A 26,364-nucleotide genomic window follows, 5' to 3' on the forward strand; every position below is an offset into this window, starting at 1 on the left:
TCGCGGCGAGGCCGGGGTCGAACGACAAGGCCACCCATTGGCTGCGGGCATAAGGCCGCAGCCCATTCCGCGCTAATCGGTCGGGCTGCCGGTGATATGCAACACGCGTTCATCCTTGCGTATCGTGCTGATCTCGCCGCGTCTGACAAGACGGTTCACATGGGCCAATGTCTCGGTAAAGGCAAAGCTCATCTGGTGCGGGTCCAGTGGTCGAGGAAACAGAATGGGCACCAGATCGGCCGCCGAGCGTGGACCATCGGCGCAGGCAGAACGGATCAGATCACATCTGTCTTCGTGATGCGCCTCAAGCTCGGCGCAGCGCCGGTGCAAGCCAATAAAGGGCCTGCGATGCCCCGGTAACACCAGCACGTCATCCGGGATCTCGGTGCGCAGCATCCGCAAGGATCGGAGGAAATGCCCCAACGGGTCGCCATGCGGCTCATCGGCATAGACACTTACATTGGGCGATATCTTCTCGATCACCTGGTCGGCTGCAAACAGAAGCCGCTCCTCTTCGTTATATAGCATGATCTGTTCGGGGGCATGGCCATCCCCGCTGAGAACGCGAAAAATACGTCCGCCGATCTCAAGAGTGTCGGGCATCAGCAGACGCAAGAATGCATGGGGCAGATCAGCCACCCTTTTCAGGTATTCCGTGCCCTGAATTGCAACAACCCCTGCCAGTTCGGCAGTCATTCCGTGGCTGATGTAGAAATCGAAATGCTGGCGCAGGGCCTTTTCGTCATGGGCCAGCGAAATGACCTTGCTGCTCATGTAGGTAGACAGGCTGGTCAGAAGAGGCGCATCGAACCGTCGGCACAGCCACCCGGCCAGACCGATATGATCGGGATGATAGTGGGTCACGATCACCCGTGTGATCCTTGCCCCGCGGATCGGACCGTTCAGCAGCATGTCCCACGCCGAAATGGCCTCGTCTGTCTGGATTCCCGTGTCGATGACGGCCCAACCGTTGCCATCGCGCAGGAAATAGATGTTCACGTGATCCAGTTGATACGGCAATGGCACCCGCGCCCAAAGAATGTCGTCGCGCACCGTAACAATGGCGCCGCAGTCAGGCGGGTCCGTGAAGGGAAACGCAAGTGACGTGCGGATAGCACCCTGCCCGTCCGGGGTCATGTGCCGCCCTCTTTTCCATCGTCTTTCGCCCGGTCCGTCGCATCGCGCGCTGCCACTTCATCCGCCACGATGCGGCGCAGATCGGCCTTCAGGATCTTGCCCATCGGATTGCGTGGCAGGCTGTCCCGAAACAGGATACGACGCGGCACGGCGTAGTCGGCCAGTTCCTCGCGGCACATATCCTGCAAGGCGACCGCCAGTGCATCGCCCTCCGTCCCGGGTCGCGCCGTGACAACGGCGGCGACATCTTCGCCCAGATCAGGATGCGGCACGGCGATTGCCGCGGCCTCCAGCACATCGGGGTGGCGATAAAGCGCGTTCTCGACCGCGACCGAGGCTATCTTCAACCCGCCCCGGTTGATCAGGTCTTTCTTGCGATCCCCGAACCAAAGGAAACCGTCGCGGTCGAGCTGCCCGACATCACCCGTGCGAATGCGCCGCCCATCAAAGGCCGCGGCGGTGGCGGCCACGTTGCGGTAATACCCCAAGGCTACGGGCGAACCTGTCAAGGCAATCTCGCCCATCGTGCCTGCCGGCAAGGTGCGGCCCGCGTCATCCAGTATTTCCACGTTCATTCCCGCCATGGCCCGCCCGACGGACCCGCCCTTTTCGGCAAGGCGATCAGACGGCAGAACCGTGCCTGCCGGGCCACTTTCGGTCATGCCATAAATCTGAACCTGATCCACCCAGGGCCATGTTCGCGCAATCCGCTCGGTCAGCTCGCCCGGCATTGTCGCGCCGCCATTCGCGATGACGCGCAACCCGCGCAGGTCATGCCGCGCCGTATCATGGGCCTGTATCATGAAATTCAGGATCGAGGGCACACCGTGGTAGAAACTCGTGCCTTCGCTACGGATCAGGTCAAGCCGAGAGGCAGTGTCAATCTGATCTTCGATCACCAGGCCGGCCCCGGCAACCCAACATGACATGCCCGCAAGATTGAGCGCTGAACTGGTGAAGAAAGGGAAAGCGCCCTGGTATACGTCATCCGAACGCAGGCCCAACGCACCGCCGCTACAGTGGCCCGTCGCGATCATCGTGCGATGACTGTGCATCACCGCCTTGGCCTTTCCCGTGGTGCCGGACGTGAACAACAGACATCCCAGCGCATCTGCCCCCGGATCGTCCGGCGGCACCTGAGGCTGTTCGTCCCCGGGGGCCGTGATGTGCCTGGCATCCATCCTGGCGGGTAACATGGCGCCCCGTGCTTTTGCCTTGGCAACTGCCGCGTCCAAGGGCGCGCGACCATCGGCGTTGCTGAGGATGGCGAATGGTGCGGTCAAAGCGACCGCGTGCGACAGCTCCGCTACCGAACCGCGGGTGTTCAACGGCACCACCACTGCTCCGAAACTCAGTGCGCCAAGGGCGGCCACGAAACACTCCAGCGCCCAGTCATTGGTCAGATAGATCCCGAGCCGATCGCCCGGTTTCATCCCCGTGTCTTGCAACCGCGTGGCAGCGCGTCGGCCTGCCGTGTTCAGTTCAGCATAAGTCAGGCGTCGGCGTTCGGCCCCGCATGTCATCGCCGACAGCGCCAGCGCGTCGCCACGCGTGCGGGCCTGCAAGTCCAAAAGCGCAGGAACGCTCAAACCATCATGATCAACCTGATCCTCCAAACGGCCCTGGTAGTGAAGATTCCTGTTTGTCATGGCTGTGCGCGTGGCGCCGACTTGGAGTGGGCGCCCCTGTCTGGGAACATCAAACTGTCATCCAACCCAAGGCTTCGCGCCACGATCCGCAGATATGTTTTCTTAACCTCGGCGGGCAGATCAGTGATCACGGTGCCCTGGACCGCATAGCGTTCCAGCAAGTATTCGCGCGCCCCGATCATCATGTAGGCGATGACTTCAAGCTCGCTCTCATCGTACCCTTGGATTTCGCCTGTTGCCCAGCCGCGCTGCAGCGACCGCGTATACCCGCCCGCCATGCGGCGCAGATATTGCTGGTGGGCTGCAGGCGCGAAAAAAGCCGCTTCGTTCAGGATACGATGCAGGGCGGGATGCCGTTGAAGGAATTCAAAGTTGGCATCCAGGCCCTTGCGTTCACGCTCGGCGAAAGTCGAGGCATCCAGCGTCACTTCGGCGATGAAACGCAGCATGGCTTCGCCGACATGAGGCAGCAACTGGTCGAACAGATCCTGCTGGTTCTTGAAATACAGGTAGATCAGACCGTGGGCCACGCCTGCTTCTTCGGCGATGCGCCCTATCGAGGCTTTGCCGTATCCGTACCGACCCACAACCACGGCAGCCGCATCAAGTATGTTTTGCCGTGTCTGCTGTGCTTTCCGAGCGCGTTTTGCCATGTCATCTTTCACCTTCTTGACCTTGCCTGCATATGCGACCGGGCGGGCCCTCGGCAAGACAGAGGCACCTTTCCGCCGCTAGGCAGTGCCTTCGGCGGAAAGATGGTCGCGGATGCGCGCGCGCAGAACGTGTTTCTGCACCTTCCCCGAGGCGGTGCGGGGCAGGTCATCCACGACTTCGAAGCGATCGGGGCACTTCTGCCGCGCCAACCCATAATTCAGCAGGAACTCTGTCATCTCGGCCAACGGCGGCACCTGCCCGGACTCGGCGGGGATCACGTAGGCGCAAACGCCCTCGCCCAGCCGGTCATGCGGCATCGAAACGACAGCGGCCTCACGGATGGCGGGATGCGTGTGCAGGGCGTCCTCGATTTCCTTGGCACTCAGGTTCTCGCCGCCGCGGATGATGATATCCTTCTTGCGGCCAGTGACAGTCAGGATGCCATCTTCGGTCACGATACCCAGATCGCCGGTGCGAAAATACCCTTCGTCGTCGAAAGACTCGTTGGTGGCGGCGGGGTCGGTGTACCCCCGGAACAGCGAAGGACCACGGGCCAGGATCTCGCCCTCCCTTCCGGCGGGTAGGGAGAGCCCCGCGTCATCGACCACCTTGACGTCCCAATCCGTTACCCGCCCGTCGCTATGCGCGGCAAGTTCCCTGTCATCAAGACAGCCCTGTGTGACCATGGGACATTCAGAACTGCCAAATACCCGGAAAGCGCGGCAATTGACGAAGTGAATGTTGGCCCTGTCGATCAGCGCTGGAGGCACGGCAGCCCCGCCGCAACCGTAGACACGCAGGCTGGGCAGCCGCTCTCCCTGCCGTTCCGCCTGATCCACCAGTTCGGCCAGAAAGGGCGTGGCGCCGATCATGAAGTCCACACCTTCGCGACGGGAAATCTCGACGGCCGCCGCCGCATCCCAACGCTCCATCAGCACGCTGCGTGTGCCGAACTGGAACGGCATCTCCATTCCATAGGAGTACCCCGTGACATGGGTAACGGGGCTGGGCATCAAAAGCGTGTCGCCCGCACTCAGCCCCCAGGCCTCCATGCTGGACCACAGCGGGCGGCGCGACTGGTTGTGCGAATATATCACGCCTTTTGGCAGACCCGTTGTACCCGAAGTATAGATGATCAGCTTGGCGCTGTCGGGATCTGCCGCCTTCAGCGGGTGTCTGACGCTTTGCCCCAGCGCCTCGATCGCGTCGAAGGTCAGTTCGCCACCCCCGCGCACGCTGGCGACATGGGCCAGATCGGGCAGATCGGGGCGAAGCTCGTCATAGATCTTGGCATAATCGACCGCACGCCATTCCCCCGGAATGAACGCGATCCGCGCGCGGCAATCGGCCAGGATAAAGGCCAACTCGGCCTGTCTGTAGATGGGTATCACGGGATTGATGACAAACCCGCCAAGGGCACATGCCAGGTTAAGGATCACCGCCTCGGTCCAGTTGGGCAGTTGAAAGCTGACAGTATCGCCGGGGGCAATCCCCAGTTCCAACAGCCCACGCGCCATGTCGGTGGCGCGCGTGAGACAGGTGGCATAGTCAACTGCCCCTTTCTCGTCCATAACGGCGATCACCTCGGGTTGTCGCTCGGCCCTTTCGGTTGCCATATCGGCCAATGTCAGGCCGGGCCATTCCCCCGAGGCCCGGCGGGCTTCCCGTTCACCTGGCGCGAAACGCAGTGGCCACCCGCCCTGCGGTTTGGACATGGATTCAGACTGCAAGGTAACGCTCCTTCAATTGCGGATCGGCGTCAAAGGCATCCCAGCCTCCGTCAAAGACGATACGCCCGCTGTCGATCAGCACGACCCGATCAGTGACGCGGCGCGCAAAGCCAAGGTTCTGTTCCGCGATCAGCAGCGAAAGATCGCCGGTCTGCCGGATGCGACCGATATCATGGGCGATCTCATCGACCACGACAGGGGCCAACCCTTCGACCGGCTCATCAAGCAGCAAAAGGCGCGGCGCGCCCATCAGGCCGCGCGCAACCGCAACCAGTTGTTGCTGCCCCCCGCTAAGTTGGTAGCCCGCTCGTTGCAGCAGTGGCTTGAGCAATGGGAACAAGTCATAGATCTCGTCACTGTCGACTTTCGCACCGGGCCGAGCAGCGTGACGGCCAAGCGCGATATTCTCGGCCACTGTGATGTTGGGATAGATCCGCCGGTCTTCGGGCACCAGAACCAGGCCGCGTCGGGTGCGTGCATCGGTGGCCACCCCCGCCAGAGCAGCGCCGTCGAACATGATCTCACCCGTCACGCGGGGGCCTGCATCCAGAAGGCTTTTCATCAACGTGGATTTACCTGCGCCGTTGCGGCCCAAAAGCGCCACGCTTTCACCGGTCTCCACGCGCAGTGCGGCATCCTGGATGATGTGACTGCCGCCGTAGTAGGCGTTCAGACCACTTACCTTGAGCAAGGGTTCAGTGCTGGCCAAGATAAACCTCCCTTACGCGCGCATCTGCGCGCACCTTGTGCGGCTCGCCCGATGCGATGATCGCGCCGTGATGCAGAACTGTCAGACGTGTCGCCAGGCCGAACACCACCTCCATGTCGTGTTCGGTCAGCAGAAGTGTCAGACCATACCGGGCACGCACATCTGAAATAAGGCGCACAGCTTCGGATCGGTCAGATGGCGACATGCCCGCAGTCGGTTCGTCCAGCATCAGAACCTTGGGACGCAATGCAAGACTCATCGCCAGTTCCAGCCGCTTCTTGTCACCATGCGACAGGGTTCCGGCCGGGTCGTCCAGCGTCCCCTCGAGCCCCAGTTCATGAACCAGGCGTTCAGCCTCGTCCATCACGGCTCGCCGGGGCGCGATATGGCCGAAACTGGCCCAAATACCCTTTTCATTGCGCTCTCGCGTCTCGATCGCCACGATCAGGTTTTCAAAGGCCGACATGTCCTGGAATATCCGTGCGACCTGGAATGACCGCCCGATGCCCCGCTGAACGCGCTGCCAACCTGCAAGCCCCGTCACATCCTGGCCGTTCAACATGATCGTGCCGCTGTTGATGCGGGTTTCCCCGCTCAGACACCGAAAAAGCGTGGTCTTGCCAGCACCGTTCGGCCCGATGACGACATGCGCTTCGCCTTCCTCAAGATCGAAACTGACATCCTCCAGCACCTTTACCTGGCCGTAGGATTTGTGCATGGCGCGTGCTTCCATGATCCGGGTCATTTGCCAGCCTCCGTTTCGGATGTCCGTTCGCCAGCGGTTTCAGCGCGGGTGGACTTGCTTGCAGCCGCCCGGCGGCGCTTGAGCAACCCCAGCAAGCCACCCGGAATGATCAGCACAACGGCCAAAAGCAGAACGCCCACAGTGATCTCGGACAACCCATGCATTGTGCGGGTTCCATAGTCGATGGCGCCGAACAGGATGGCCCCCACCGCCGGCCCCCAGAAATGCCCGGCGCCGCCCAGCAGGGTGAACAGGATCGGTTGGGTCGAGACGGTCCAATAGGCGATTTCAGGCGAGGCGATCTGCGTGAACGGCACCATGACCGCACCGCAGAAAGCCGCGACCGTGCCCGAGATGACAAAGGCGGTCAATTGCCAGCCCTGGATTGGTGTGCCCAGGAAAGCCGTGCGCATCTGGTCTTGCCGGATAGCTTGGAGCAAGCGCCCGGCCGGTGCATTCTGAAAGCACCACATCATGACCGCCACCAGCGTCATCGCGATGATGATAAAATAATAATAAGCCGTCGCGCTGGTCAGGTTCAGCGTTCCGAAACCAAGCTCGATCACCGGGCGCGGGATGCCGGTCAGCCCGTCATTGCGGCCCAGGAAGGTGGTCTTGGTGATCAGGATGTGAATCAGCTCGGAGAAGGCCAAGGTGAGAACCGCGAAGTAGACCCCGCTGGCCCGGCGCAGCGCAACCACGCCAAAGACCAGCGCAATCAGCCCACCGCAGGCCGCGCCCAGCACAAGTGCCAACAGAAACGGCATTTCGGGGACATGCCGCGTGATCAGTGCCATGCCATATGCCCCGCCCGCGAAGAACATGGCATGACCGAAGCTCAGCAATCCAACGCCCGAGAACAGGAAGTTCCATGACAGACCGAAGACGATGTTGATGGCAACCAGACCGGCCAGGAACAACAGCCCGCTATTCGCCACGAATGGTACCACCGCGAACGCGGCGAGACCGCAGGCGGCGATCACCAGGTTTGTACGGAACCTTACGCGATAGTCGATCATGCGGTCTGCTCCTTGCCCATGATCCCCGAGGGCTTGACCAGCAAAATGACCGCCAGCGCCAGCAGGAAGAAGATGCCCGGATACTGCGGGAACAGATAGGTGCCGAAACTTTCGATCATGCCCAGCAGCAAGGCTGCCAGGAATGCTCCCCGGATCGACCCCATGCCCCCCACGATCACCACACCGAAGGCCTGCAACAGGAAGATCCCGCCCAGTTCCGGCGACAGGCTTTGGTTCGGCATGAGCAGCGCCCCCGCCACCCCGGCCATGGCAAAACTGAAAATGACCGTCACCAGGTAGATCCGCGTGACATTCAACCCCAGAAGACGCGCCATCCAGGGGTCGACGGCCACGACCCTGATCAGTTGCCCGATCTGGGTGCGGTTGATCAAAAGTTCCAACCCGATATAGGCCACCACACCGCTCAGGATGACGAAAATCGTGTAGGTCGGCATGAAGACATCACCTATGAAGACCACCGAGTTCAACGAAGGTGGGGGCATCACGCTCAGGTAGTTGAGCCCCCAGATCAATTGCACCGCGCCGCCACAAACCAGCAGCAATGCATAGGTCGCGATAAGGGAATAGGCGTCCTCGACATCGCGCAGGCGACGAAAGACGAACATGTCCACGGCCCAGCCCAGCAACCCCACGACCACGGCGGCGGCCATGGCTCCGATCATGAAAACCCAAAGCGGCAATCCCGCACCAAAGGCCAGCATGACCGTGTAGGACACGTAGGCCCCGATCATGAAAAAGCCCCCATGGGCAAAGTTCAGGATGTGAAGGATGCCGAAAATAAGGGTCAGCCCGGCCGCGACAAGAAACGTCGCCATGGCCCAGGCCAGCCCGTTGAACACGGTCAGACCGATATCATACATCATGTGATGGCTCCGTTTGGCTTCGGGCGGGGATCGCTCCCCGCCCGGTGTTTGGCGCAAGGATCAGAGCGCGTCGATGTCCAGCATCTGGCCCGGACGTGCCGGCTCGATCACCTTTTCGCCCTCGAGCGAAACGTAATCGGTAACGGCAAACCCATCGGGCTCCGAAGAAGACGGCTCGATAAAGGCCAGTTCGGCGTTCTTGATCGCCTGGTTGTCCTCGGCGCGGATGTGGCGCATCCCCGTGGCGCTGTCGAAACTCAGCCCCTTGAGCGCCGCGATCACATCGGTGGTCTCGGTGCTGTCGGCCTTCTCGATCGCGCCCTTGTAGGCCAGGATCGCGGCATGTGCCTCGGCCGCCCAGCCCATCGGGTATTTCTCCCCTGTTCTTTCGACATAGCGCGAGTAAAGCTGGTCAGACAGCGGGTTGCCCTTGTTGGCCTCGAAATACCAGTGAAAGCCCGACCAATGCGCGGGGGTCTGGTCCTTCATCGCGGTAGCCACCAGGAATTCATTGGCCGAATCCAGCAGCACGTCGATCTTGTCGAACAGTCCGAATGGCGAAGCCTGCTGATAGAGCGTCACGGCATCCCCGCCGTAAACCGAGGTATAAATGCCCTGCACGTCCTGCCGCATGGCCTGCGCGATGTAGTTGCGGTAGTCGCCCGAACCATAGGGAACAAGGATCGGTTCGGCGATCTGCGCCTCTTCACCCGTCAGTTCGGGGATGGCCTTGCGCATCGTCGCCTCGAAAATCTTCCACGTGGTACGGCCATATTCATGATCGGGGATAATCCCGCCCCATTTGCGTATGTCCGGGCGGCTGTTCGCGATATGACGCACAAGACCCGCATTTCGGCTGACCGGGCTGTCTCCCACGCGGAATACATGCGGGTTGTAATTTTCGTGGTTCAGTTTCTCGGTGCCCGCGCCCGAGGTAATGACAACGCCACCCTCGCTTTGCAGCAATGGCCCCATCGCCAGGGCCACGGCGCTGGAGATCGTGCCGAGTTGCAGGTTCACCCCCGAACCGATCAGTTCACGCGCGGCGACCGAGGCGTCGTTGGGGTTGGCCTTCGAGTCACGAAAAGACAGCTCAACCTCGCGCCCGTTGATGCCGCCATTCGCGTTCACGTGTTCCACGGCGATCTCGGCGCCTTCTCGCACGAACGTGCCGATCAACTGCGCCGGGCCGCTTAGCGGGGTTACGACGCCAATTGTGATGGGCCCGGATTGAGCCATCGCGGTGCGCACGTTCACAAAGGGCATCGCCAGACCTGCTGCGGCCATGCCCTTCATGACACCGCGTCTGTTTATTCCGTTAGACATATCATTCTCCTCCCAAAAAATGACGGCCCGGCCTTCCTGGCCTGACCTACTCGCCCGTGAATTCGGGCTTGCGCTTCTCGCGGAATGCGGCGACCGCCTCGCGATGATCCTTTGACACGTTCGACATCGACTCGTAGGCAACGCCTGTATCCATGATGGAATGGGCCAGTTGCTTGAGCCCGATGTTGGTCGTCACCTTGGTCCAGCGGATCGCCTTGCGCGCCCCCGAAGCCAGCCGCTGCGCCAATGCGTAAACATCCTCGTCCAGCTTGTCGGCCGGCACGGCGCGGTTGATCAGCCCCATTTGCGCAGCTTCCGGCGCGGGGATCGGATCACCTGTCAGCAGATATTCCTTGGCCCGGAGGTAACCGATCATCTGCGGCCACAAGATTGCGCCGCCATCCCCCGCGACAAGGCCGATAGACACATGCGGATCACCGATCTTGGCCGTATCCGCTGCAATCACAACATCGCATGTCAGGGCGATCGTGGCCCCCAGCCCGATAGCATGCCCGTTCATCCGGCAGATCAACGGTTTTTCCATGTCCAGTTGGCTGAAGATGATGCGCTTTGCCTCGAAGCCCGTCACCTCGAAACGCGACGGGTCGTCAATCGCATCCTGCATCCAGTCCACGTCGCCGCCGGCGCAAAAGGCGCGCCCGGCACCAGTCAGAACGATCACATCCGAATCCGGGTCATCGTTGAGATCGGTGAAAATCTGCGACAGTTCCGCGTGAAGTTTCGCGTTCACCGCATTCAGCGTTTCGGGCAGGTTCAGTGTCACGGTCAGCACCCTCCCGTCCCGCTTGAAGGTCATCGTCTCGTACTTGTCGAACCATTCCATCTGCTTGTCTCCTCCCGATGAACGTTCAGCCGGTCGCGGCCAGCAAGGCGCGGCGATGCGTCTCGGCGCCGCCCGGCATGATCTGTAGTGCCTTGATCCGCCGCAGCCCGGCGCCCAGCGGCATGTCGTCGGTCATGCCAACCCCGCCATGCAACTGGATCGCCTCCTTGGCGATATGAAGCGCGCGGTCCACGCTGCCGGTAACGGCTTGTGACAGGCGCCGGTCAGGGGGCGTGCTGTCCTCGGCCGCACGCGCTGCGGCCAGTGCCAGCGAGCGCAGTTCCTCAAGTCCGATGAACATGTCTGCCAATCGGTGCTGCAACGCCTGGAAACGCGCGATGGGCTGTCCGAATTGCTCGCGTTGCTTCACATAGTCCAAGGTCAGGTCGAACAGTCGCGCCGCCAGACCGCTGCATTCTGCCGTCAGCGCAGCCGCATGAACGAGGCGGGCGCGCTTCAGCACGGTTTGAGCACGGTCCCCTTGGGACAGGATCATCTCGGGCGTGATCCCCAGATCCGAAAGGACCAGGTCGGCACGCGCCCCGCCATCCATGCCACGTATCTCTTGCCGCTCCAGACCAGGCGTATCGGCCGACAGGCAAAGCGTCACCTCAGGCAAGGCCAGCACGTAAATGTCCGCGACGTCCCCCATCGGCACGGCCTGAAACCGCCCGGACAGACGCATTTGGCCATTGTTTTGCGCCACATCCAAGGCTGATGCCATATCAGACAGGACACCACAGGCGATTGCCTCGCCCGAGATAACATCAGCGACAAGGGTTTCCGCGCCGCCCGCTGCTTCCAATATCGTGAGGCCGATAAATGTGGGCGCCAATTGCGCGGCAAGCGCAGAGGGCGCGGCCTTTTCCAACACGACAGCCATGTCGCGCGCACCGCCAAAGCCGCCCGCGGCCTCGGTAACCGCGGCACCCAGCCAACCCAGTTCGGCAATCTGCTGCCATTTTTGGCGGTCGAAATCGGCCTCGAAGCTGCCCGCAGATGGGGTTTGCCCGGCTTGGTCGGCCACAAGCCGTGCCACGCTTTCGGCCAGCATAGTCTGTTCGTCAGTCAAAGTCAGTTTCACGTCACGTCTGCCTTCATCCAAGCTCAAGCGCATGCTTGGCGATGATGTTGCGCTGAATTTCGTTACTACCGCCCCAGATCGTTGGCGCGCGCTGGAACAGGAATTCGGATACTATCCCCATGTTACGCAGCGCTTCGGCGGCGGGGTCGTTCGTCTCGGCTTCCAGCCTGGCCGGATCAAAGGCCAGCGCATCAGGGCCGAGCACATCGACGGTGTATTCCGCAATGGCCTGCACGATGGTCGATCCGCGTAGCTTTAGAACCGATGCCTCGAAGCCGGGGGCTGACCCGTCCATCACGGCGTCAAGCATCCGCAGTGTCGTCCATTCCAGGGCCAGCAAATCGGTTTCAAGCGTGTTCACGCGCTGCCGATGAGAGGCATCGTCCAACAAACCGCGCGCCTCCGCCGTACCGCGCAGTCGTTCCAGCATCCGTTTGGCCTTGCCGATCTCGGCCGACAAAACTCGCTCATGTCCCAACAGGAACTTGGCATAGGTCCAACCCTTGTTTTCCTGCCCGATCAGGTTTTCGGCCGGCACGCGCACATTGTCGAAAAACACCTGGTTCAGGTGATGCGCGCCCTCGATCGAGCGGATCGGGCGGACCGACACGCCAGGCGAGTTCAAGTCGATCAGCATGAACGAGATTCCACGCTGCGGCTTTACATCGGGATCGGTGCGCACCAGCGCGAATATCCAATCAGCCCAATGCGCCATAGAAGTCCATATCTTGGATCCGTTAACCACATAGCTGTCACCGTCGCGCTCGGCCCTTGTAGACAAACGCGCCAGATCCGAACCGGCGTTGGGCTCGGAATAGCCCTGGCACCAGAAAACCTCGTTCGAAACGATGCCGGGAAGATGCTGCGCTTTCTGCGCTTCGGTCCCGTACGTGTAGATCACCGGCCCCACGTAATTGACACCGAACGGCAAAAGCCAGGGCGCACCGGCGCGCGTGGTTTCTTCCTGAAAGATATAGCTTTGCGCAGGCGTCCAGTCGCAGCCACCATATTTCTGAGGCCAAAAACCGGCGATCCAACCTTTCTGCGCCAGAATATCCTGCCATCGCATGTGGTCTGCACGCTGCAAAGGGCGGCCCGAGATCACCTTGTCGCGAATATCCACAGGAAGATTCTGCGCCGTGAAATCACGCACCTGTTGCCTGAAGTCGATGTCGTCTTGCGACCATCCGGCGTCCATTCTGAACCTCCCCAAAAAATGACTACTGATTCATTGTTCATATTTTTGAGTCTGTCAACATTTTAACGAAGGTCGAGAACTGACAGGCCCGCGTTCGTGGGAAGAGCCTTTAACCTTGGTGACGATCAGCCGCCGCAGACAACGCGGCGGGGCAGGCCAGACGCGGGCTTTCCGGCAACCATCGCAGCGCCTGTTTTCGATCGTGTTCGTGCGCTGGCTCGATGAGCACACTCTCAACCCGAATGGCCCCACGCTGAAGAATCTCTCTGTTCGGCTGACGCTGCTATAGCGCAGGCGCGCGCGTAAATGACCCGATCAAACTGCAAGGAGAGCAAACGATACCCACGCCTGACCACAGGCAATTGATCGCGCGTCACAGCCCTTGAACACCAAGCCACATCGGCTTGCGCATTTTGTTCCCAAAACCAAGCTTCACTCGCTTGCCAATCGCCCCGATGCGACCGCGCAGCGTGATCCCTGAAACCGGGAGAGACCTCGGGCAGATATAAAATACCGCCCCTTTCGCCGGCCGGCCCCACGAAGTAATCGTCAAATGAAAAACGCTGGGGAACGAAGCCGAAGCCGGCTACGCAAGCACTTTCCGAAGTCAGATCGTCAGGGCTGACCTTTCCCTGAACACGTTCTTACAAGCCCAGTTCAGCCTTCACGCGCTCCGCGTTCTTTAGAGTGGGTGCATCTGCAAAAACCACATAATCGGTCAGTGCCCTGTGCTTTGGGCCGACCTTCAGCTTCTGCTTACGCGCCCGACCAGATGTAGCGGCCAGCGATTTTTCCAGCAGGCTCCCAAACTCAGTCGAAAAATTCGACTTCAGGTATCCATCATCGCGCTTGGAACTTTCGACCACTCGTTCCAACGGCTCTCCTGTCAAATGAAGAACCGGTGAAAAACCGCCCGACATGTCTGCAAACAATCGTTTGATCATTCGCCGTCTGCGAGGCTCTATCCGCTCGCCACGCCTTGACATCGCATAGCGCAACATCAGCAAAGCCTGATCGGAAAAACGTTCATTTCGGGGCTCTGCCTTCGTCGGAGCAGGCAGACCCAGCATTTCCGACAGGAATACGATAATATCCTGCCCATCCAGATCATCACGCTCGATAGAATAGACTTCCAGTGGGTTTCCGGGAATTTTCTCCCTGAACATGTCAAAGATATCCGCGTATGAAAAGAAATCAAAACCGTTCATTTCACGGAAGTGATCCATAAATCCCTTAATGCTGGTATCTTTTGCGCGAAAGAAAGTCTTGGCGTGCACGCGAAGAATGGGCGCCCTCAGAAATTGGGCATAGGCTGACTCCACAAACCCAACTTGGTTTCTGACCAACGTGATCAAACGGACATTTTCGGTCCCGAATCTTCGGTTCAATGCGGCAATCAAGCTCGCCAGGAAGTCACTCTCCCACAAATGTTTTAGAAATTGCTCAGAAGACAAGAAAACCTTGTCACAATCATTCTCCTTGGCCTCAGCAGCAATCTCGCCCACTGCAGCATCAAAATCGGATTCACCAAGGTTGAGGAGTGGGCGATGAGAAAAATACCCACTCTTGTCACGATAAGACTTTGGGTAGCAAACGCCCTTTGACCTGTGCAGACCATCGTTTCGATGAAAGAAACTTTGCACCGTTGTTGAAGCACATTTCGGAAATCCAACATGAAGATATACAGTAGTCATCAAAGTCTCCAACTACAGCCTCAAGTCCAGCGGTACTACAGAGCGTAAGCCTAGTCCACCAACCGCGATAGCCCAAAGCGGACCTTGCTACCTACAGGCATGTTACTTTCAAAATGCCCTGGCACACTTCGGCTTTCGGGCGATACATTTACAGTTGCGATCACAGCAAAAACTTTCGTAGCAGTCGAACTGCCCCAAATTCGATTATACGAATTAAATTAGCTTGATATTTCAGTGGAATAGCCGAAGTTCTTAAAATCTGCGGCATAGAAATCACTGACGATCTTCACCACCTCGGGGTTGGAGTAGTATTGCTGCCAGGCTGACCTTTCGCTTTTTCTGGCATGGCCAACCGAAGCATCCTCCAGTTCCAGTTCTTCGATTAGTCGCTCCATAATGGCGTCAAGCCCATCTTCGAACTTGAAAGCTTCTTTGGTTACTTGCCCTTCGGAAGAGTGAAGAAAAAAAGTCTGCGGTCGAAAGTGAACGTTTCCGGTCCAGTTCTTGAGAAATGCCTCGAGAACAAACTCTTCGAACGTGTCTTGTTTGATCCGACCTCTTTGATTGTGAAAATCATGGTAGAGTGAAACCATGCGATCGTAAGGGTTTCGCGTCACGCCAAAGGAAAAGTACCCATCGAATTTTCTCGGACCCATGATGATCCGTATATCGGCCGCTGACAAATGGTAAACAACCGGATCCTTGCCGTTCGTTTCAAACTTCAGCTTGAGAGCAGACATCAAGGCATAGTGCAGGGACGTGCTGCCTGTTTTCGGCACCGAAATCGAGACAACGCGCTTGTTGTGATCGACCAACATGGAATTTCCTTTCGAGGTTAATCAGTCATTCGAGGTGGACACCTAAGTGATCATATGCAGACGCGCCACGCGGTATATGTTTCTCAGCTCAAACACTGATCAAATTTAAACCGCACAAGGTGGGCTTTGCGATCATTTGCAACGGCGGGACGCGTGAGACAAAGCATGACCTGACCTAGTGTTTCAAACGCACGTTCAGAACACCTTTTATCTTGGAAGCATCGAACTCTTCCCCAAGCATTTCGAACATTGGTTCAAGACATTTGAAATCAGCGGTTAACTCCTCGTAACTGGCAATAAAAGTGTTATCCGGGCGTGCTTTAGAATACTGGGCGAAACGCTCATCCTGCCTGCGAACCATCTGCATGACTTTTTCCGGATCATGGTTGCGCCACCACCCTGACTGGGCCACGGATTCGGGCTTTCGGGTATTGAAGATGAAGTACGGGTTCTTGAAACTCTGCGCCATGAAATCCAGCACAAGCGGCAAATCGTCACCGTACTGACTGTAGCGAATTTCCTTGAACCCGATCCAGCTCGCGGTCGATGGAGGACGCAGGATATCGTCGACGAACGTGTCGATCATGCGGTTCGCAAAGCGACGTGGCCGAAAATTATTTGTTCCGTACCAAGGACGCTCTTTCTTGTCGCCGCTTTTTTTGCCCCACGCTCTCTTGGCGCCATGTGCTTTGCGATTTGCTTGCCAGATCGGCATGATCAGGTTGTCGTTCTCTCCACAGATATGCGCATCTGGAATGGATTGCAGCACGGTCTGCAAAAGGGTTGAACCCGACCGCCCATATGTAACGATGAATATGCTGCCTTTCAGATTTGGGAACCTGGCATCAAATCTATGGGGTTGGTTGGCCATTTACCGTAACTCTTCCAGAATTATTTGAAATCTTTCATATGGATCGCGACAATCAGATGACTTCACGATCGAATATGAAGACATCCATTTCCTCGATTTCCAGCACCTTCGCCTCGGGCGGCAAGAACACCATGATTCCAAAATGATGGACGTGCCATTTGTCGGTGAGAAGCGGTGAGAGATCGATCATCCGCAGCAAGCTGCCATCCTTTGGAAAAAGAGGCACAGAAACCGGGATTGGGGTGTCCTCGATGTTCATTTTCTTATCGTAGGAGCGGAGCACCAAATTTGCCTCAAGCTCGGGCGTGGCCCGCCCCTTGGCATACAGGGCTGCCATGATTGTTCCGGTATTGCGAACACGTTTGAACCTGAATTCAAGATTGCGCCAGCCCCCACTTGCAGTCTTGGCAAAGTCGACCGCAAGGCACCCGCGCTTTTGGGCGACTTTCATTTGGCGATCTTCACCCGGCTGGAAATCGAGAAATATACTCTTTTTGATAGGGCGATGTTTTTGGGCAGTTCCAGTCCAGGCATCCTTGGCAGCGTCGAGATGAAGCAGCTGCATGCTGCGTGCGCCGCCCTGATGCGCCTTGCGCAAGCGGGTGATCGTATCGATGCTGTCGGGCGTTTTAGCCGCTTCAATTGTCGCCATTGTCAGGCCGTATATGTCGATATCGACATCGCGCGCTTCGACGAAAAAGATCACACGCACGGCCTTGACCTGATCGGCCCGCGCCGGGATGTCACCCAATGATATCGGGAAGGATTGCCTGCGGCGGTCGCGGCGCAGCTCGATCTGGGCCGAGCTGATATCTTCGCTGCGGCCATTCTCGTAAAAGATGCGAAGAACCGCGAATAGCGCGACCGATTTCAGGCTTGCCGCGTCAAGACAAGGAATGATCTGGTCGACATTCGACAGCGCGGCACCCGGGACTTCATACTCGATCGAGTACCAACTCGCCCCTCCCATTTTGATCGGGCAGAGCCGGTAATAGGGGTCATTGACCTCGGGCTTGTTGGCGGACACCCCGACCTGGCCACCGCTGGCGTTGTCAAACTTGACGGAAAGCACGTCCCGGATCGAAAAACCCTCGCTATACACTTTCATGGACTGCGTGAGGGCAAGGAACTCCCAATCGTTGGGATCGGTCTGGAAAATTTCGATAGATTTCAGCATCGGATCACCTCGTTCCGTACTATGCTTTTGTGATTATTCTTCCTACGCGCCAGCATGGTTCTCGTTCTTTTACTTGCGCAGCGTGCTTTCCTTGCCGGCGATGTGGTAGAAATTGTTCGGTCCGTTCACATTCAGGAAAGCGGCAATCTCGGTTCCCCATTCGTCGTACAGATCGCGGTGCTTCCGGGTGATCTTCTCGAAGTTGATGTCCCACAACCCACCGCTTGAGCGGAAGATCGAGCCCGGGCGAATACGATATTCGAACAGGGCCTCGGGGATCATCACGCCGCGATGCCCCCCGGCAAGCAATGAGATCACCCCTTCCCAGTCGTCCAGGAACATCCGCAGGTCAGGGTCATGCCATCCGTCGCTTTCGAACGCAGCACGCTTGTAGACAAGCGACTGGCAATTGGTCTGATTCATGATGAGTTGGATCGGCGGTTCGGCGTTCCATGTGGCCCAGTTCCGAATCCTGCCTTTCACGTTGTAATCTTCGATCCAGGCGCCGCAGAACGAGACGTTTTCATAGGCCTTGAGGATGCGAAGTGCCTTTTCATAATAGCGTGCGCCAACCAGGTCATCGGAATCGAGCAGCGCAACGAAAGGCGCGCGTGACTGCCGCACACCGGTATTGCGTGCATTCGCGACACCACCATTGGGAATGGAAAGGATGCGCAACTTCTCTTCGCTCAACCCATGCGTCGCGTGGAGTGTTGTCAGCTTTTCCTGCGACTCCGGATCAGTGGAGCCGTCATCCACCAGGACAATTTCAAAGTTCGTGAACGTGCTCCTGGTGATGCTTTCGATGGTTTCATCAATGAAAACGCCCATGTTGAAATAGGGCACCACGATGGAAAGTTCGGGCTCGCCCTGCCCGGGTGTTTGGGCGGGCATCACGCATTCGGGTTTTGGTGGCGAGAGGAAAGGGAATGCCGATGGATGGCGCTTCTTTTCGGCGGCGATTTCGGCCACAAGCGCTTCTTTCTCTTGAAAGAATGCTGCCGGATCGCATTTTTCACGAACCGTGGCGCGCGCATTCTCGCGCATCGCTGAACGCTCATGCTCGGAAAGCGCCATGGCCCGACGCAATGCGCTGGCGAATGCTTCGGCGTCGAGCACATCGGTCAGGAACATGTCCTGTCCATCGCGCGCGACTTCCTTGATGCCACCATTCAACCCGGCGACACAGATCGTGCCTTCGCTCATTGCTTCGATCAAGCTGTAGGGAAAGTTGTCGAAATGCGAAGGATGCACCTGCGCATAGGCCGTTTTTGCGGACTCGGCGATCTCATCACGGGGTTGCTTGCCCATGATTTGAAGCAAGTTCCGGTCGACGTAAGTCTTGTAGCGCTTCTCGATATAGGCCGAATAATCTGTCCCGCTCACGGGAAAAAACGTATCATCCCCGTAGATACGAAATGGAACCTCGACACCGTCTTTCCAAAGTATCTCGAACGCCTTGATCGCAGATTCGACGCCCTTCCAATGGGTCAATCGGGATGCCATGTAAAAATGATCGCGCAAAGCCGGCGTTTCTTCTGGCCCTGGTTCAGGCATGATGAAGGGGTTGTGCAGAACCGCGCTACGCCGCAGTTGCGACCCGCTGCGCGTCAGCTCGCTGTTGACGATGTCGAGTATCGCCTGCGAGCAGCCGACGACCAGATCGGCCCCGCGCAGCGACTGAAGCTCCAATTGCCCTGTCCAGTATTTTGGTAGGCGATATGTCGGAAGCTCGTTCAGGCGGTCAATGATGTGTGTCGGGGTGTGGGCCGTCACGATGATCGGAACGTCTTGCAGGCGTGAATTGAGGCAGAGTTTTTGCTGAATCGTCAATGCGCCAATGGCAAAGCCGTCGGCAAATTCGACGTAATCCGGTCGTTCCAGGTCAAGCGTCCGGGTCTCCAACTGCATCATGAACAGATCCGCGAACCGCTCGAAAAGCTTTGAGACATTGACCCAGTCACCGATGTCTTCCCGCTCGTACGAGCGGTTCGGGTTGATCGTCACCAACTGCACGTTGTCATGAAGGTAACGGCGGGAAATGAGACCGGATTGACTGCGAGAGATCGTGAAGACAACCAGCGAGGCGTCCGGCCTGGCTGCATATGCATCGGTCACGACGCGCATGTAGGAACTAAGCCCACCACCGAATTCCGGCGGAAATTCAAAGGTGAAATACCAAGCATTCATCTGAAAAACCCTGCTCCCGCAACTGACTGTCAAAGTCCCGAAAATTCGTAGAGGTTTAGGTCAGGCACGGCAAGTTTCTGAGGTGAATCTTCTTTTGAAACACGCGAAAAACCGTGGGTGTTACTGAAATTCCAGCCACGCTACCGCCCGCAAGACCCCGCCGCGTAAATTCTGCTGTTGGTCGCAGCAGGTCGCACCCGAACTGTCCTGTATTTGCCGACCCGTTTCAGGGCACCCGTGTTCCCAATTTCCAGAACACCGTGGGCCATTCTTCTTCTGCGCCCGACGGCAACGGAACGTCTACATTCATGCAAGGTCAAGTGGGATAAGGCGCCAAACTGAGCAGGATCCGACACTCAAATCCCTTGCAAGCCATGGACATTTCTTTCAGTGGAGGATTATCTGTGCATCGAGCCAACTCTTTTTGTTTGGCACAGGTGTCTTCAAACGTCTGAAACGTCTGAAACGTCTGAAATCTTGGGAGGAATATAATGGATCGTCGTTCTTTCATTCGAAAAGCTGGTGTCATGGGGGCCGGTGCCGCGGCAACGACCCTTGCAGCACCTGCTGTCGCACAGGGCAATATCACGTGGCGCATGGTCACCACATGGCCCAAGAATTTCCCTGGATTAGGGGTTGGCGCACAACGCTTGGCCGACCGTATCACCGCGGCCTCGGGTGGCCGGTTGACCGTCCAGGTCTTTTCCGCGGGCGAAATGGTTCCGCCGCTGCAATCCCTGGATGCCGTGATCGATGGCACAGCCGAGATGAGCCATGGCGCAGCGTATTACTGGCAGAACAAATCGCCGGCACTGTCGTTCTTTACCGGCGTGCCCTATGGCATGACCACCCCCGAGCTGACCGCCTGGGTCCGCTACCTGGGTGGCCAGGAAATCTGGGACGAAATCTACGACCAGTTCGGCGTTCAGGGCTTCTTGTCCGGCAATACCGGCACGCAGACTGGTGGCTGGTTCCGCGAAGAGCTGACAGGTCTTGACGATATCAAGGGCGTTCGGTTCCGCACGCCGGGTCTTGGCGGCCGTGTCTGGGAAAAGCTGGGCGCAACCGTCACCAACATGGCCGCGGGCGAGATTTTCCAGGCACTGCAATCGGGTACTCTGGACGCGGCAGAATTCGTTGGCCCGTACAACGACCTGGCGCTTGGGTTCCACCAGGTGGCCAAGAACTACTACATGCCTTCCTTCGTGGAATCCGGCCTTGCGACCGAACTGGTGGTCGACAAGAAGAAGTACCAGGAACTGCCCGACGACCTTCAGGCAATCATCCGCGACGTGTCCCAGGCGGAATACGATCAGGTCGCCGCCGACTTCGTTGCCAACGATCCGCGGGCACTGAAAACGCTGGTCGAAGACCACGATGTGATCGTGCGCAACTTCCCTGATGATATCATGGAAGCAGGCGCAAAAGCGTCGGTGGAAGTGGTCGAGGAACTGCGTGCCAGTGACGATCCTCTCGTGAAGAAAACGACCGAAAGCTTCATCGAGGCGCTTAACCTCGTGCGCGAGCGGACCGAAAAGATCGACGCGCCCTATGTCATGGCCCGTGAAAAGTATCTGCGTTACTGAATGCAGCACCAACGAAACGAAGAAAGGCTCGGTGTGGTGACACCGAGCCTTTTTTATTTGCGACGCGATTTTCTCTCTCGCCCCTGCGCGACAGGCGCGCTTGGCACGGATTACATTCAGCCCGCGATCAGACGTGGCAGGTAGGTCACGATCTGCGGGAAAATGAACAGGATCGAAATCGCTATGATCTGCAGCACCACGAACGGCAGAATCCCCTTGTAGATCGCACTGGTCGGCAGGTCGGGCGGCGCCACACCACGCAGGTAGAAGAGCGCAAAACCGAACGGTGGGGTCAAGAACGAGGTCTGGAGATTCAGACCGACCAACACGCCCAGCCAGACCGGATCAACATCCAGCGCCAAAAGCACTGGCGCGGTGATCGGTATCACGATGAAGATGATCTCGAACGTGTCGAGGATGAAGCCCAACAAGAACATGATCGCCATCACCACCGCCACCGCGGCCAGAGTGCCGCCGGGCAGATTGCTCAGGAATTCATGAACGAGAGTGTCCCCGCCCATCATGCGGAACACGATCGAGAAAACCGACGCGCCCAGCAAAATAACAAAAACCATCGAGGTGATCGTCGCCGTCGCGATCATCGTTTGCTGCAAGACCGCGAAGGACAGGCGGCGGCGCAGCCCCGCCAGAACCATGGCGCCAACCGCCCCGACAGATGCCGCCTCGGTTGGTGTGGCTATGCCACCCAGGATCGACCCGAGCACAGCCATGATCAGCAGCAACGGCGGTATCAACGCGACGAAAACCTCGCGCAACAGTTCAGCCTTTTCTTCGGCAGGGACAGGCGTCGCCGGGCACGAGGCGGGGGCGGTCACGGCCTTGAACATGATGAAGACGAGGTAAAGGGAAACCAGCAGCAACCCCGGCAACAATGCCCCGGCAAAGAGATCGCCCACCGAAACAGGCGTGGGCGCAAAGTTGCCCTTTGCCATCTGGACCTGGCTGTTGATGCCCGAAAGCATGTCGCCCATGAAAATCAGAACGGTTGAAGGCGGGATGATCTGGCCCAGTGTTCCGCTGGCGCAGATCACGCCAGTCGCAAGCTTGGGGTCATAGCCTGCGCGCAACATCGCCGGGAGCGAGATCAGCCCCATAGTCACAACCGTTGCCCCGACAACCCCGGTCGAGGCGGCCAGCATCGCACCGACCAGCACAACGGAAATGCCAAGCCCGCCTCGCATGTTGCCGAACAGTTTACCCATGGTCAGCAGCAACTGCTCGGCAATTTGGCTCCGTTCAAGCGTGACGCCCATGAAGATGAAAAGCGGCACGGCGACCAGCACCTCGTTGGTCATGAACCCGATATAACGGTTGGGAAGCGAGCCGAAATTCGACGGGTCGAAAACCCCAAACCCCATACCGACAGCCGCAAAAAGCAGCGAAACCCCTGCCAGGGTAAACGCCACGGGGAACCCCATGAGCAAAAAACCGATCACACCGAAAAACATCAGCCCCGAAAGGACTTCGCCAATCAACACCGGATCCATCAGACGGCTCCCTTGGGCTGGTCGTTCAAAATCCGGTCAGGATTGTACCTGATCGACTCGGGGACGAGATGCGTATTGCCGCTCAGAACCAGCACCGACCGGATCGCCATGGCAATTCCTTGCAGCGCGATCAGAATGGCAAACATTATGATAAAGGACTTCAAAATGAACAGGCCCGGCATCCCGCCGACATTGGCCGAGCCTTCCTGGTAGCTCCAGGCACGGAGCACGAAAGGTATCGAGTACCGATAGACCACCCAGCAGAACGGAAGCAGGAACAGGACGACGCCGACAAGGTCGGTCAGGGCGCGGCGCTTCATGCTTGCCGGTCGATAGAAAATGTCAACGCGCACATGGTCGTCACGCAGCAGGGCGTAACCCGCTATGGCGGTAAACATCGCGCCATTCAGCCAGATATAGAGGTCTTGCATCCACACAAAGCTGATCGCGAAAATGTACCGCTGAACAACCACGGTAAAGCACACGATGACCATGGCAAGCGCCAGCCATGCGAATACCTTGCCAATGACGGTGTTCACCGCACAGATGATTTTGGCAATTGCCGCAAGAAATTGCATCCTGACTGCCCCCTCCCGTGCCTGTCTTGAAGTTCACGCCGAAGTCAATCGAAGCGTGGCGCCGGAATGTCAAGCTCTTGACAGCCATTGCGCTTGCAAATCCATGCGGCCGAATTGCCGCGCCCCACAAGAACCGCGATAGCACCGCGACAGGAAAGTGCCCGGGGATGCCGAGACGCGAGCAGCATTCACACGCGTTGACCAGGGTAAAATGTTTCTGCCCCTGAAAGCGGCGGGCGGGCGACCAGCTCCCCTAAAAAAGGCCGTATTGGCCATCGGGGTTGGCGGCCCAAGTGCGCTGTCTTTTTGCCCGAACGTCGATCATCCATGCGCATGGGGCTTTACGAGCATTCGCCGCGACCTGCGGGCTGTTCATGCGTTTTCTCGGTCTTGCGCTCAACGATCTGGGTGGTCGCCATGAAGCCGGTCGACGATGCGGCGGGCGGTGGCGATATCGTCAAAGACACCGTGCAATTCCTCCTCGATCTCGTCGGCAGGCGCGGAAAGCTTGCCCAGCGCGAGAAAATCGGAATCGCGTTCCAGCGCCATGAAGAACGCCTCGTCGTGGAACCCGGCCTCCAGCCCCTTTGCGCCACGCCGCCCGGTTTCGGCCTCGGCAATTGCCATGAAACTGTCCAGAAACTCGGGCGCCAGCACCTGACGCGCTGTCTCGGGGCTGTCCGAATGAACTTCGAATGATTTCTCGAAAGTGTCATGCCCGGTCTCGACCTTCGGCAAATCGCGTCCGACGCCACCGAACATTCTCATCAGCTTGTTGCCCGGCCCGTAGTCGCGGGCAATCAGGATGCGCGCGGGTATCGGATCGGGCACACCGATACGCATCAAAAGGCCCTTGAACTGGGTCCGCGGCCCGCTGTCGCTTCGGTTGTCGTCACTGTTGGTGGTGCTTTTGCTCTTGTCGTTGATCAACTCTGCCTCGACGATTTCAAAAGGCACATCGCGATACGTTCCTTCCAGCCGGTCGCTGACCTCTGCCCGGCTGAAACGGCGGATCACGCCCAGCTTTTGCATACGTTCCAGCGGAAACCCTTTGACTGCGTCGCGATCAAAGGTCAAATCCCCCAGGAAGTCGCAGACCACGGGCATCACCTCCTTGGCGGCTGACCCGCTCCATTTCTTTGCCTGTCGTTTCCACAACAGCAGGGCTGCGACCGCGCCAAAGGCAACGGGGATACCGAATGCCGCAAGCATACCGCCCAGCCCGCCCGAGCCGGATCCGGACAAGACGAACAGCAGCCCAACGGCCGCGCCGGATACAAGGGCGATCGCAACGTGGCGACGGGCAACGGCCAGAATGGCCTGTCGCTCTTCTTCCAGCGTGGACAGGCGCGGGGCAATGCGCACATCGAATATCTCGGAAAAACCGGCTTCGATGGGGCTGCGTTCGGTAAATGTGGTCATGTCTCCTCCAGATGATGTGGGGCCACCCGTCGATGCCGAGGACAGGCCAACCTTCGTGTTCGGTTCGCTTGGCGCGCCGGCGGGTGGCGCGTGCCGGTCCGGCATCGGAGCATCGCCCGCCTCGGATATTCGACGTTGCGAAACATCCATTCCAGACGATTGATGGCACCATCAAGCCGCTGGATCAAATATCTTCGAAAACTCTGACCAGCGACGATTGGGGGGGCAGGTTCGCTGCAATCACGCAATCCGATCTCGCCCCTTGTCCGCTCTTGCTTGCGGCGATGCGGCAATTCCGGCAAATCTACCGATATGCAGTCACGACCACAACGCCCCCTCAATCCCAGGCTACGCATAAGGATCGTCTTTGGCAAAGACGAGATGTTGGGGCCTGGCAAAGCCGACCTTCTTGAAGGGATCGACCGCCACGGATCGATTGCCGCGGCCGGCCGCGAGATGGGCATGAGTTACAAACGCGCCTGGGAATTGATCGGAACGCTGAACGCGATGTTCCGCGACCCGTTGGTAGAAAGCACGCGCGGCGGCCCCGGTGGCGGCGGCGCCGTGTTGACGGATTTGGGGCGAGAGGTTCTGTCGCTCTATCGCGCCTTCGAAACAGACGCGGCCAGTGGGGGCGCCGCGCGCCTTGCAGCATTGCAATTTCGGCTCAGGGATATTCCCGAGGAAAAATAACGCTTGACGCAGCGTGGACTCTGTTGGGATATGTTCTGCAAAACATATCCAAGGGAGAATCTTTTCCGATGCCGAACATCCTGCCCCGCCGCGCGATGCTGGCCATGCTGGTCTCCGCTTCCCTGCTTGCCAACCCGGCAGCCGCGCGCGCCGAAACCGCGCTGGCCGCCGTCGCGGCCAATTTTGCCGAAACCGCCGAGGCGCTTTTGCCCGCGTTTCGCAAGGCCACTGGTCATGATGTTGAACTGACGACCGGCTCGACCGGCAAACTCTATGCCCAGATCGGGGCCGGCGCGCCGTTCGACCTGTTGTTATCGGCTGACACGGCAACACCCACCCGCCTTCTGGAAGACGGCAACGCGATTTCGGGAACCGAATTCACCTATGCGGTGGGTCGTCTGGCACTTTGGAGCGCGGACCCGGATCGCATTGGTGACAATGGTCGCGCGGCCTTGGAAAACCCCGACCTGCGTTTCGTGGCTATCGCCAACCCAAACCTTGCACCCTACGGCGTGGCCGCGCGCGAGGCGTTGACCTCGCTCGGTCTGTGGGCGCCATTGCAGCCCAAGATCGTCATGGGCCAGAATATCGGGCAGACCAATTCCATGGTAGCCAGCGGCGCCGCCGAGATCGGATTCGTCGCGCTTTCCGCCGTTCTGAGCCCACGGGCCGAGGCCAAGGGCAGCCACTGGGACATTCCGCAAGACCTGTTCACACCGATTCGGCAGAACGCGGTTCTGCTCAACCCCGGCGCCGATAACGAAGCGGCGCGTGCATTTCTTGACTTTCTGCGCACACCCGAGGCTACCGCAGTAATTGACCGCTTCGGATACGGCACGGACAACTGA

The 26,364-nt window shown here is 58.6% G+C and carries 23 protein-coding genes; 3 read left to right on the top strand and 20 right to left on the bottom strand.

All coding sequences use genetic code 11. From position 1 onward, the window contains the following. Positions 1-72 precede the first annotated feature (72 nt). The 17 genes from M8744_RS15625 to M8744_RS15705 form a co-directional block, all read right to left on the bottom strand. Positions 73-1,137, bottom strand: coding sequence for an MBL fold metallo-hydrolase (locus tag M8744_RS15625; RefSeq protein WP_251419480.1), 1,065 nt, complete (start codon positions 1,135-1,137; stop codon positions 73-75). Continuing rightward, a complete protein-coding gene (locus M8744_RS15630; protein WP_251419482.1) occupies positions 1,134-2,786 on the bottom strand; it encodes a class I adenylate-forming enzyme family protein in 1,653 nt (550 codons plus the stop codon). The genes M8744_RS15625 and M8744_RS15630 overlap by 4 nt, the downstream gene beginning before the upstream one ends. Continuing rightward, entirely contained in the window at positions 2,783-3,439 is a 657-nt protein-coding gene (locus M8744_RS15635; protein ID WP_251419484.1) for a TetR/AcrR family transcriptional regulator, read from the bottom strand. The genes M8744_RS15630 and M8744_RS15635 overlap by 4 nt, the downstream gene beginning before the upstream one ends. Positions 3,440-3,517: 78 nt before the next feature. Further along, entirely contained in the window at positions 3,518-5,155 is a 1,638-nt protein-coding gene (locus M8744_RS15640) for an AMP-binding protein (protein WP_251419486.1), read from the bottom strand. Positions 5,156-5,159: 4 nt separating this feature from the next. Beyond that, entirely contained in the window at positions 5,160-5,879 is a 720-nt protein-coding gene (locus tag M8744_RS15645; protein ID WP_251419488.1) for an ABC transporter ATP-binding protein, read from the bottom strand. After that, positions 5,866-6,624, bottom strand: coding sequence for an ABC transporter ATP-binding protein (locus tag M8744_RS15650; RefSeq protein ID WP_251419490.1), 759 nt, complete (start codon positions 6,622-6,624; stop codon positions 5,866-5,868). The genes M8744_RS15645 and M8744_RS15650 overlap by 14 nt, the downstream gene beginning before the upstream one ends. Then, complete coding sequence (locus tag M8744_RS15655) at positions 6,621-7,643, bottom strand: branched-chain amino acid ABC transporter permease (RefSeq protein ID WP_251419492.1); 1,023 nt, start codon at positions 7,641-7,643, stop codon at positions 6,621-6,623. The genes M8744_RS15650 and M8744_RS15655 overlap by 4 nt, the downstream gene beginning before the upstream one ends. Beyond that, positions 7,640-8,527 (bottom strand): branched-chain amino acid ABC transporter permease, encoded by an 888-nt coding sequence (locus M8744_RS15660; RefSeq protein ID WP_251419495.1) that lies wholly within the window; start codon positions 8,525-8,527, stop codon positions 7,640-7,642. The genes M8744_RS15655 and M8744_RS15660 overlap by 4 nt, the downstream gene beginning before the upstream one ends. Positions 8,528-8,587: 60 nt before the next feature. Beyond that, entirely contained in the window at positions 8,588-9,853 is a 1,266-nt protein-coding gene (locus M8744_RS15665; protein WP_251419497.1) for an ABC transporter substrate-binding protein, read from the bottom strand. 46 nt (positions 9,854-9,899) lie between these two features. Further along, positions 9,900-10,697: an enoyl-CoA hydratase/isomerase family protein gene (locus M8744_RS15670; RefSeq protein ID WP_251419499.1), complete on the bottom strand. Its 798-nt coding sequence runs from the start codon at positions 10,695-10,697 to the stop codon at positions 9,900-9,902. A 25-nt stretch (positions 10,698-10,722) separates the two neighbouring features. Beyond that, positions 10,723-11,781, bottom strand: coding sequence for an acyl-CoA dehydrogenase family protein (locus tag M8744_RS15675; protein WP_251419501.1), 1,059 nt, complete (start codon positions 11,779-11,781; stop codon positions 10,723-10,725). Positions 11,782-11,794: 13 nt separating this feature from the next. After that, a complete protein-coding gene (locus M8744_RS15680) occupies positions 11,795-12,979 on the bottom strand; it encodes an acyl-CoA dehydrogenase family protein (protein ID WP_251419503.1) in 1,185 nt (394 codons plus the stop codon). Positions 12,980-13,623: 644 nt separating this feature from the next. Next, positions 13,624-14,673, bottom strand: a complete 1,050-nt coding sequence (locus M8744_RS15685; protein WP_251419506.1) for a hypothetical protein — start codon at positions 14,671-14,673, stop codon at positions 13,624-13,626. A gap of 218 nt (positions 14,674-14,891) precedes the next feature. Then, entirely contained in the window at positions 14,892-15,491 is a 600-nt protein-coding gene (locus M8744_RS15690) for a sulfotransferase family 2 domain-containing protein (protein WP_251419508.1), read from the bottom strand. Between the two features lie 175 nt (positions 15,492-15,666). Beyond that, on the bottom strand, positions 15,667-16,362 hold the full coding sequence (locus tag M8744_RS15695) for a sulfotransferase (protein ID WP_251419510.1): 696 nt from the start codon (positions 16,360-16,362) through the stop codon (positions 15,667-15,669). A gap of 52 nt (positions 16,363-16,414) precedes the next feature. Next, entirely contained in the window at positions 16,415-17,539 is a 1,125-nt protein-coding gene (locus M8744_RS15700; protein WP_251419512.1) for a hypothetical protein, read from the bottom strand. A gap of 69 nt (positions 17,540-17,608) precedes the next feature. After that, positions 17,609-19,729: a glycosyltransferase gene (locus M8744_RS15705; protein ID WP_251419514.1), complete on the bottom strand. Its 2,121-nt coding sequence runs from the start codon at positions 19,727-19,729 to the stop codon at positions 17,609-17,611. A gap of 491 nt (positions 19,730-20,220) precedes the next feature. On the opposite strand from M8744_RS15705, the gene M8744_RS15710 reads away from it, so the two are divergent. Further along, positions 20,221-21,315, top strand: coding sequence for a TRAP transporter substrate-binding protein (locus tag M8744_RS15710; protein ID WP_251419516.1), 1,095 nt, complete (start codon positions 20,221-20,223; stop codon positions 21,313-21,315). A gap of 116 nt (positions 21,316-21,431) precedes the next feature. Here M8744_RS15710 and M8744_RS15715 read toward each other — a convergent pair whose 3' ends face one another. From M8744_RS15715 to M8744_RS15725, 3 genes are all read right to left on the bottom strand, one after another. After that, positions 21,432-22,823, bottom strand: coding sequence for a TRAP transporter large permease (locus tag M8744_RS15715; RefSeq protein WP_251419518.1), 1,392 nt, complete (start codon positions 22,821-22,823; stop codon positions 21,432-21,434). After that, the gene (locus M8744_RS15720; protein ID WP_251419520.1) at positions 22,823-23,401 is read right to left on the bottom strand and encodes a TRAP transporter small permease subunit; all 579 of its coding nucleotides are present in this window, start codon (positions 23,399-23,401) and stop codon (positions 22,823-22,825) included. Before M8744_RS15720 ends, M8744_RS15715 begins: the two co-directional genes overlap by 1 nt. A gap of 396 nt (positions 23,402-23,797) precedes the next feature. Further along, the gene (locus tag M8744_RS15725; RefSeq protein ID WP_251419523.1) at positions 23,798-24,823 is read right to left on the bottom strand and encodes a DUF3137 domain-containing protein; all 1,026 of its coding nucleotides are present in this window, start codon (positions 24,821-24,823) and stop codon (positions 23,798-23,800) included. A 381-nt stretch (positions 24,824-25,204) separates the two neighbouring features. Here M8744_RS15725 and M8744_RS15730 point away from each other — a divergent pair, with 381 nt between their 5' ends. Together M8744_RS15730 and modA are read left to right on the top strand one after the other, a co-directional pair. Then, positions 25,205-25,516 (top strand): winged helix-turn-helix domain-containing protein, encoded by a 312-nt coding sequence (locus M8744_RS15730; RefSeq protein ID WP_434481382.1) that lies wholly within the window; start codon positions 25,205-25,207, stop codon positions 25,514-25,516. 68 nt (positions 25,517-25,584) lie between these two features. Further along, positions 25,585-26,364 (top strand): molybdate ABC transporter substrate-binding protein, encoded by a 780-nt coding sequence (gene modA / locus M8744_RS15735; protein WP_251419527.1) that lies wholly within the window; start codon positions 25,585-25,587, stop codon positions 26,362-26,364.

It is taken from the genome of Lutimaribacter degradans, assembly GCF_023703375.1.
GTDB lineage: Bacteria > Pseudomonadota > Alphaproteobacteria > Rhodobacterales > Rhodobacteraceae > Lutimaribacter > Lutimaribacter degradans.

Coding starts and splice junctions, on each gene's coding strand:
- M8744_RS15655 (WP_251419492.1), bottom strand. CDS start 7,643: ATGATCGACTATCGCGTAAGGTTCCGTACAAACCTGGTGATCGCCGCC.
- M8744_RS15685 (WP_251419506.1), bottom strand. CDS start 14,673: ATGACTACTGTATATCTTCATGTTGGATTTCCGAAATGTGCTTCAACA.
- M8744_RS15630 (WP_251419482.1), bottom strand. CDS start 2,786: ATGACAAACAGGAATCTTCACTACCAGGGCCGTTTGGAGGATCAGGTT.
- M8744_RS15725 (WP_251419523.1), bottom strand. CDS start 24,823: ATGACCACATTTACCGAACGCAGCCCCATCGAAGCCGGTTTTTCCGAG.
- M8744_RS15680 (WP_251419503.1), bottom strand. CDS start 12,979: ATGGACGCCGGATGGTCGCAAGACGACATCGACTTCAGGCAACAGGTG.
- M8744_RS15670 (WP_251419499.1), bottom strand. CDS start 10,697: ATGGAATGGTTCGACAAGTACGAGACGATGACCTTCAAGCGGGACGGG.
- M8744_RS15705 (WP_251419514.1), bottom strand. CDS start 19,729: ATGAATGCTTGGTATTTCACCTTTGAATTTCCGCCGGAATTCGGTGGT.
- M8744_RS15650 (WP_251419490.1), bottom strand. CDS start 6,624: ATGACCCGGATCATGGAAGCACGCGCCATGCACAAATCCTACGGCCAG.
- M8744_RS15665 (WP_251419497.1), bottom strand. CDS start 9,853: ATGTCTAACGGAATAAACAGACGCGGTGTCATGAAGGGCATGGCCGCA.
- modA (WP_251419527.1), top strand. CDS start 25,585: ATGCCGAACATCCTGCCCCGCCGCGCGATGCTGGCCATGCTGGTCTCC.
- M8744_RS15635 (WP_251419484.1), bottom strand. CDS start 3,439: ATGGCAAAACGCGCTCGGAAAGCACAGCAGACACGGCAAAACATACTT.
- M8744_RS15700 (WP_251419512.1), bottom strand. CDS start 17,539: ATGCTGAAATCTATCGAAATTTTCCAGACCGATCCCAACGATTGGGAG.
- M8744_RS15660 (WP_251419495.1), bottom strand. CDS start 8,527: ATGATGTATGATATCGGTCTGACCGTGTTCAACGGGCTGGCCTGGGCC.
- M8744_RS15720 (WP_251419520.1), bottom strand. CDS start 23,401: ATGCAATTTCTTGCGGCAATTGCCAAAATCATCTGTGCGGTGAACACC.
- M8744_RS15690 (WP_251419508.1), bottom strand. CDS start 15,491: ATGTTGGTCGATCACAACAAGCGCGTTGTCTCGATTTCGGTGCCGAAA.
- M8744_RS15640 (WP_251419486.1), bottom strand. CDS start 5,155: ATGTCCAAACCGCAGGGCGGGTGGCCACTGCGTTTCGCGCCAGGTGAA.
- M8744_RS15695 (WP_251419510.1), bottom strand. CDS start 16,362: ATGGCCAACCAACCCCATAGATTTGATGCCAGGTTCCCAAATCTGAAA.
- M8744_RS15715 (WP_251419518.1), bottom strand. CDS start 22,823: ATGGATCCGGTGTTGATTGGCGAAGTCCTTTCGGGGCTGATGTTTTTC.
- M8744_RS15625 (WP_251419480.1), bottom strand. CDS start 1,137: ATGACCCCGGACGGGCAGGGTGCTATCCGCACGTCACTTGCGTTTCCC.
- M8744_RS15730 (WP_434481382.1), top strand. CDS start 25,205: ATGTTGGGGCCTGGCAAAGCCGACCTTCTTGAAGGGATCGACCGCCAC.
- M8744_RS15710 (WP_251419516.1), top strand. CDS start 20,221: ATGGATCGTCGTTCTTTCATTCGAAAAGCTGGTGTCATGGGGGCCGGT.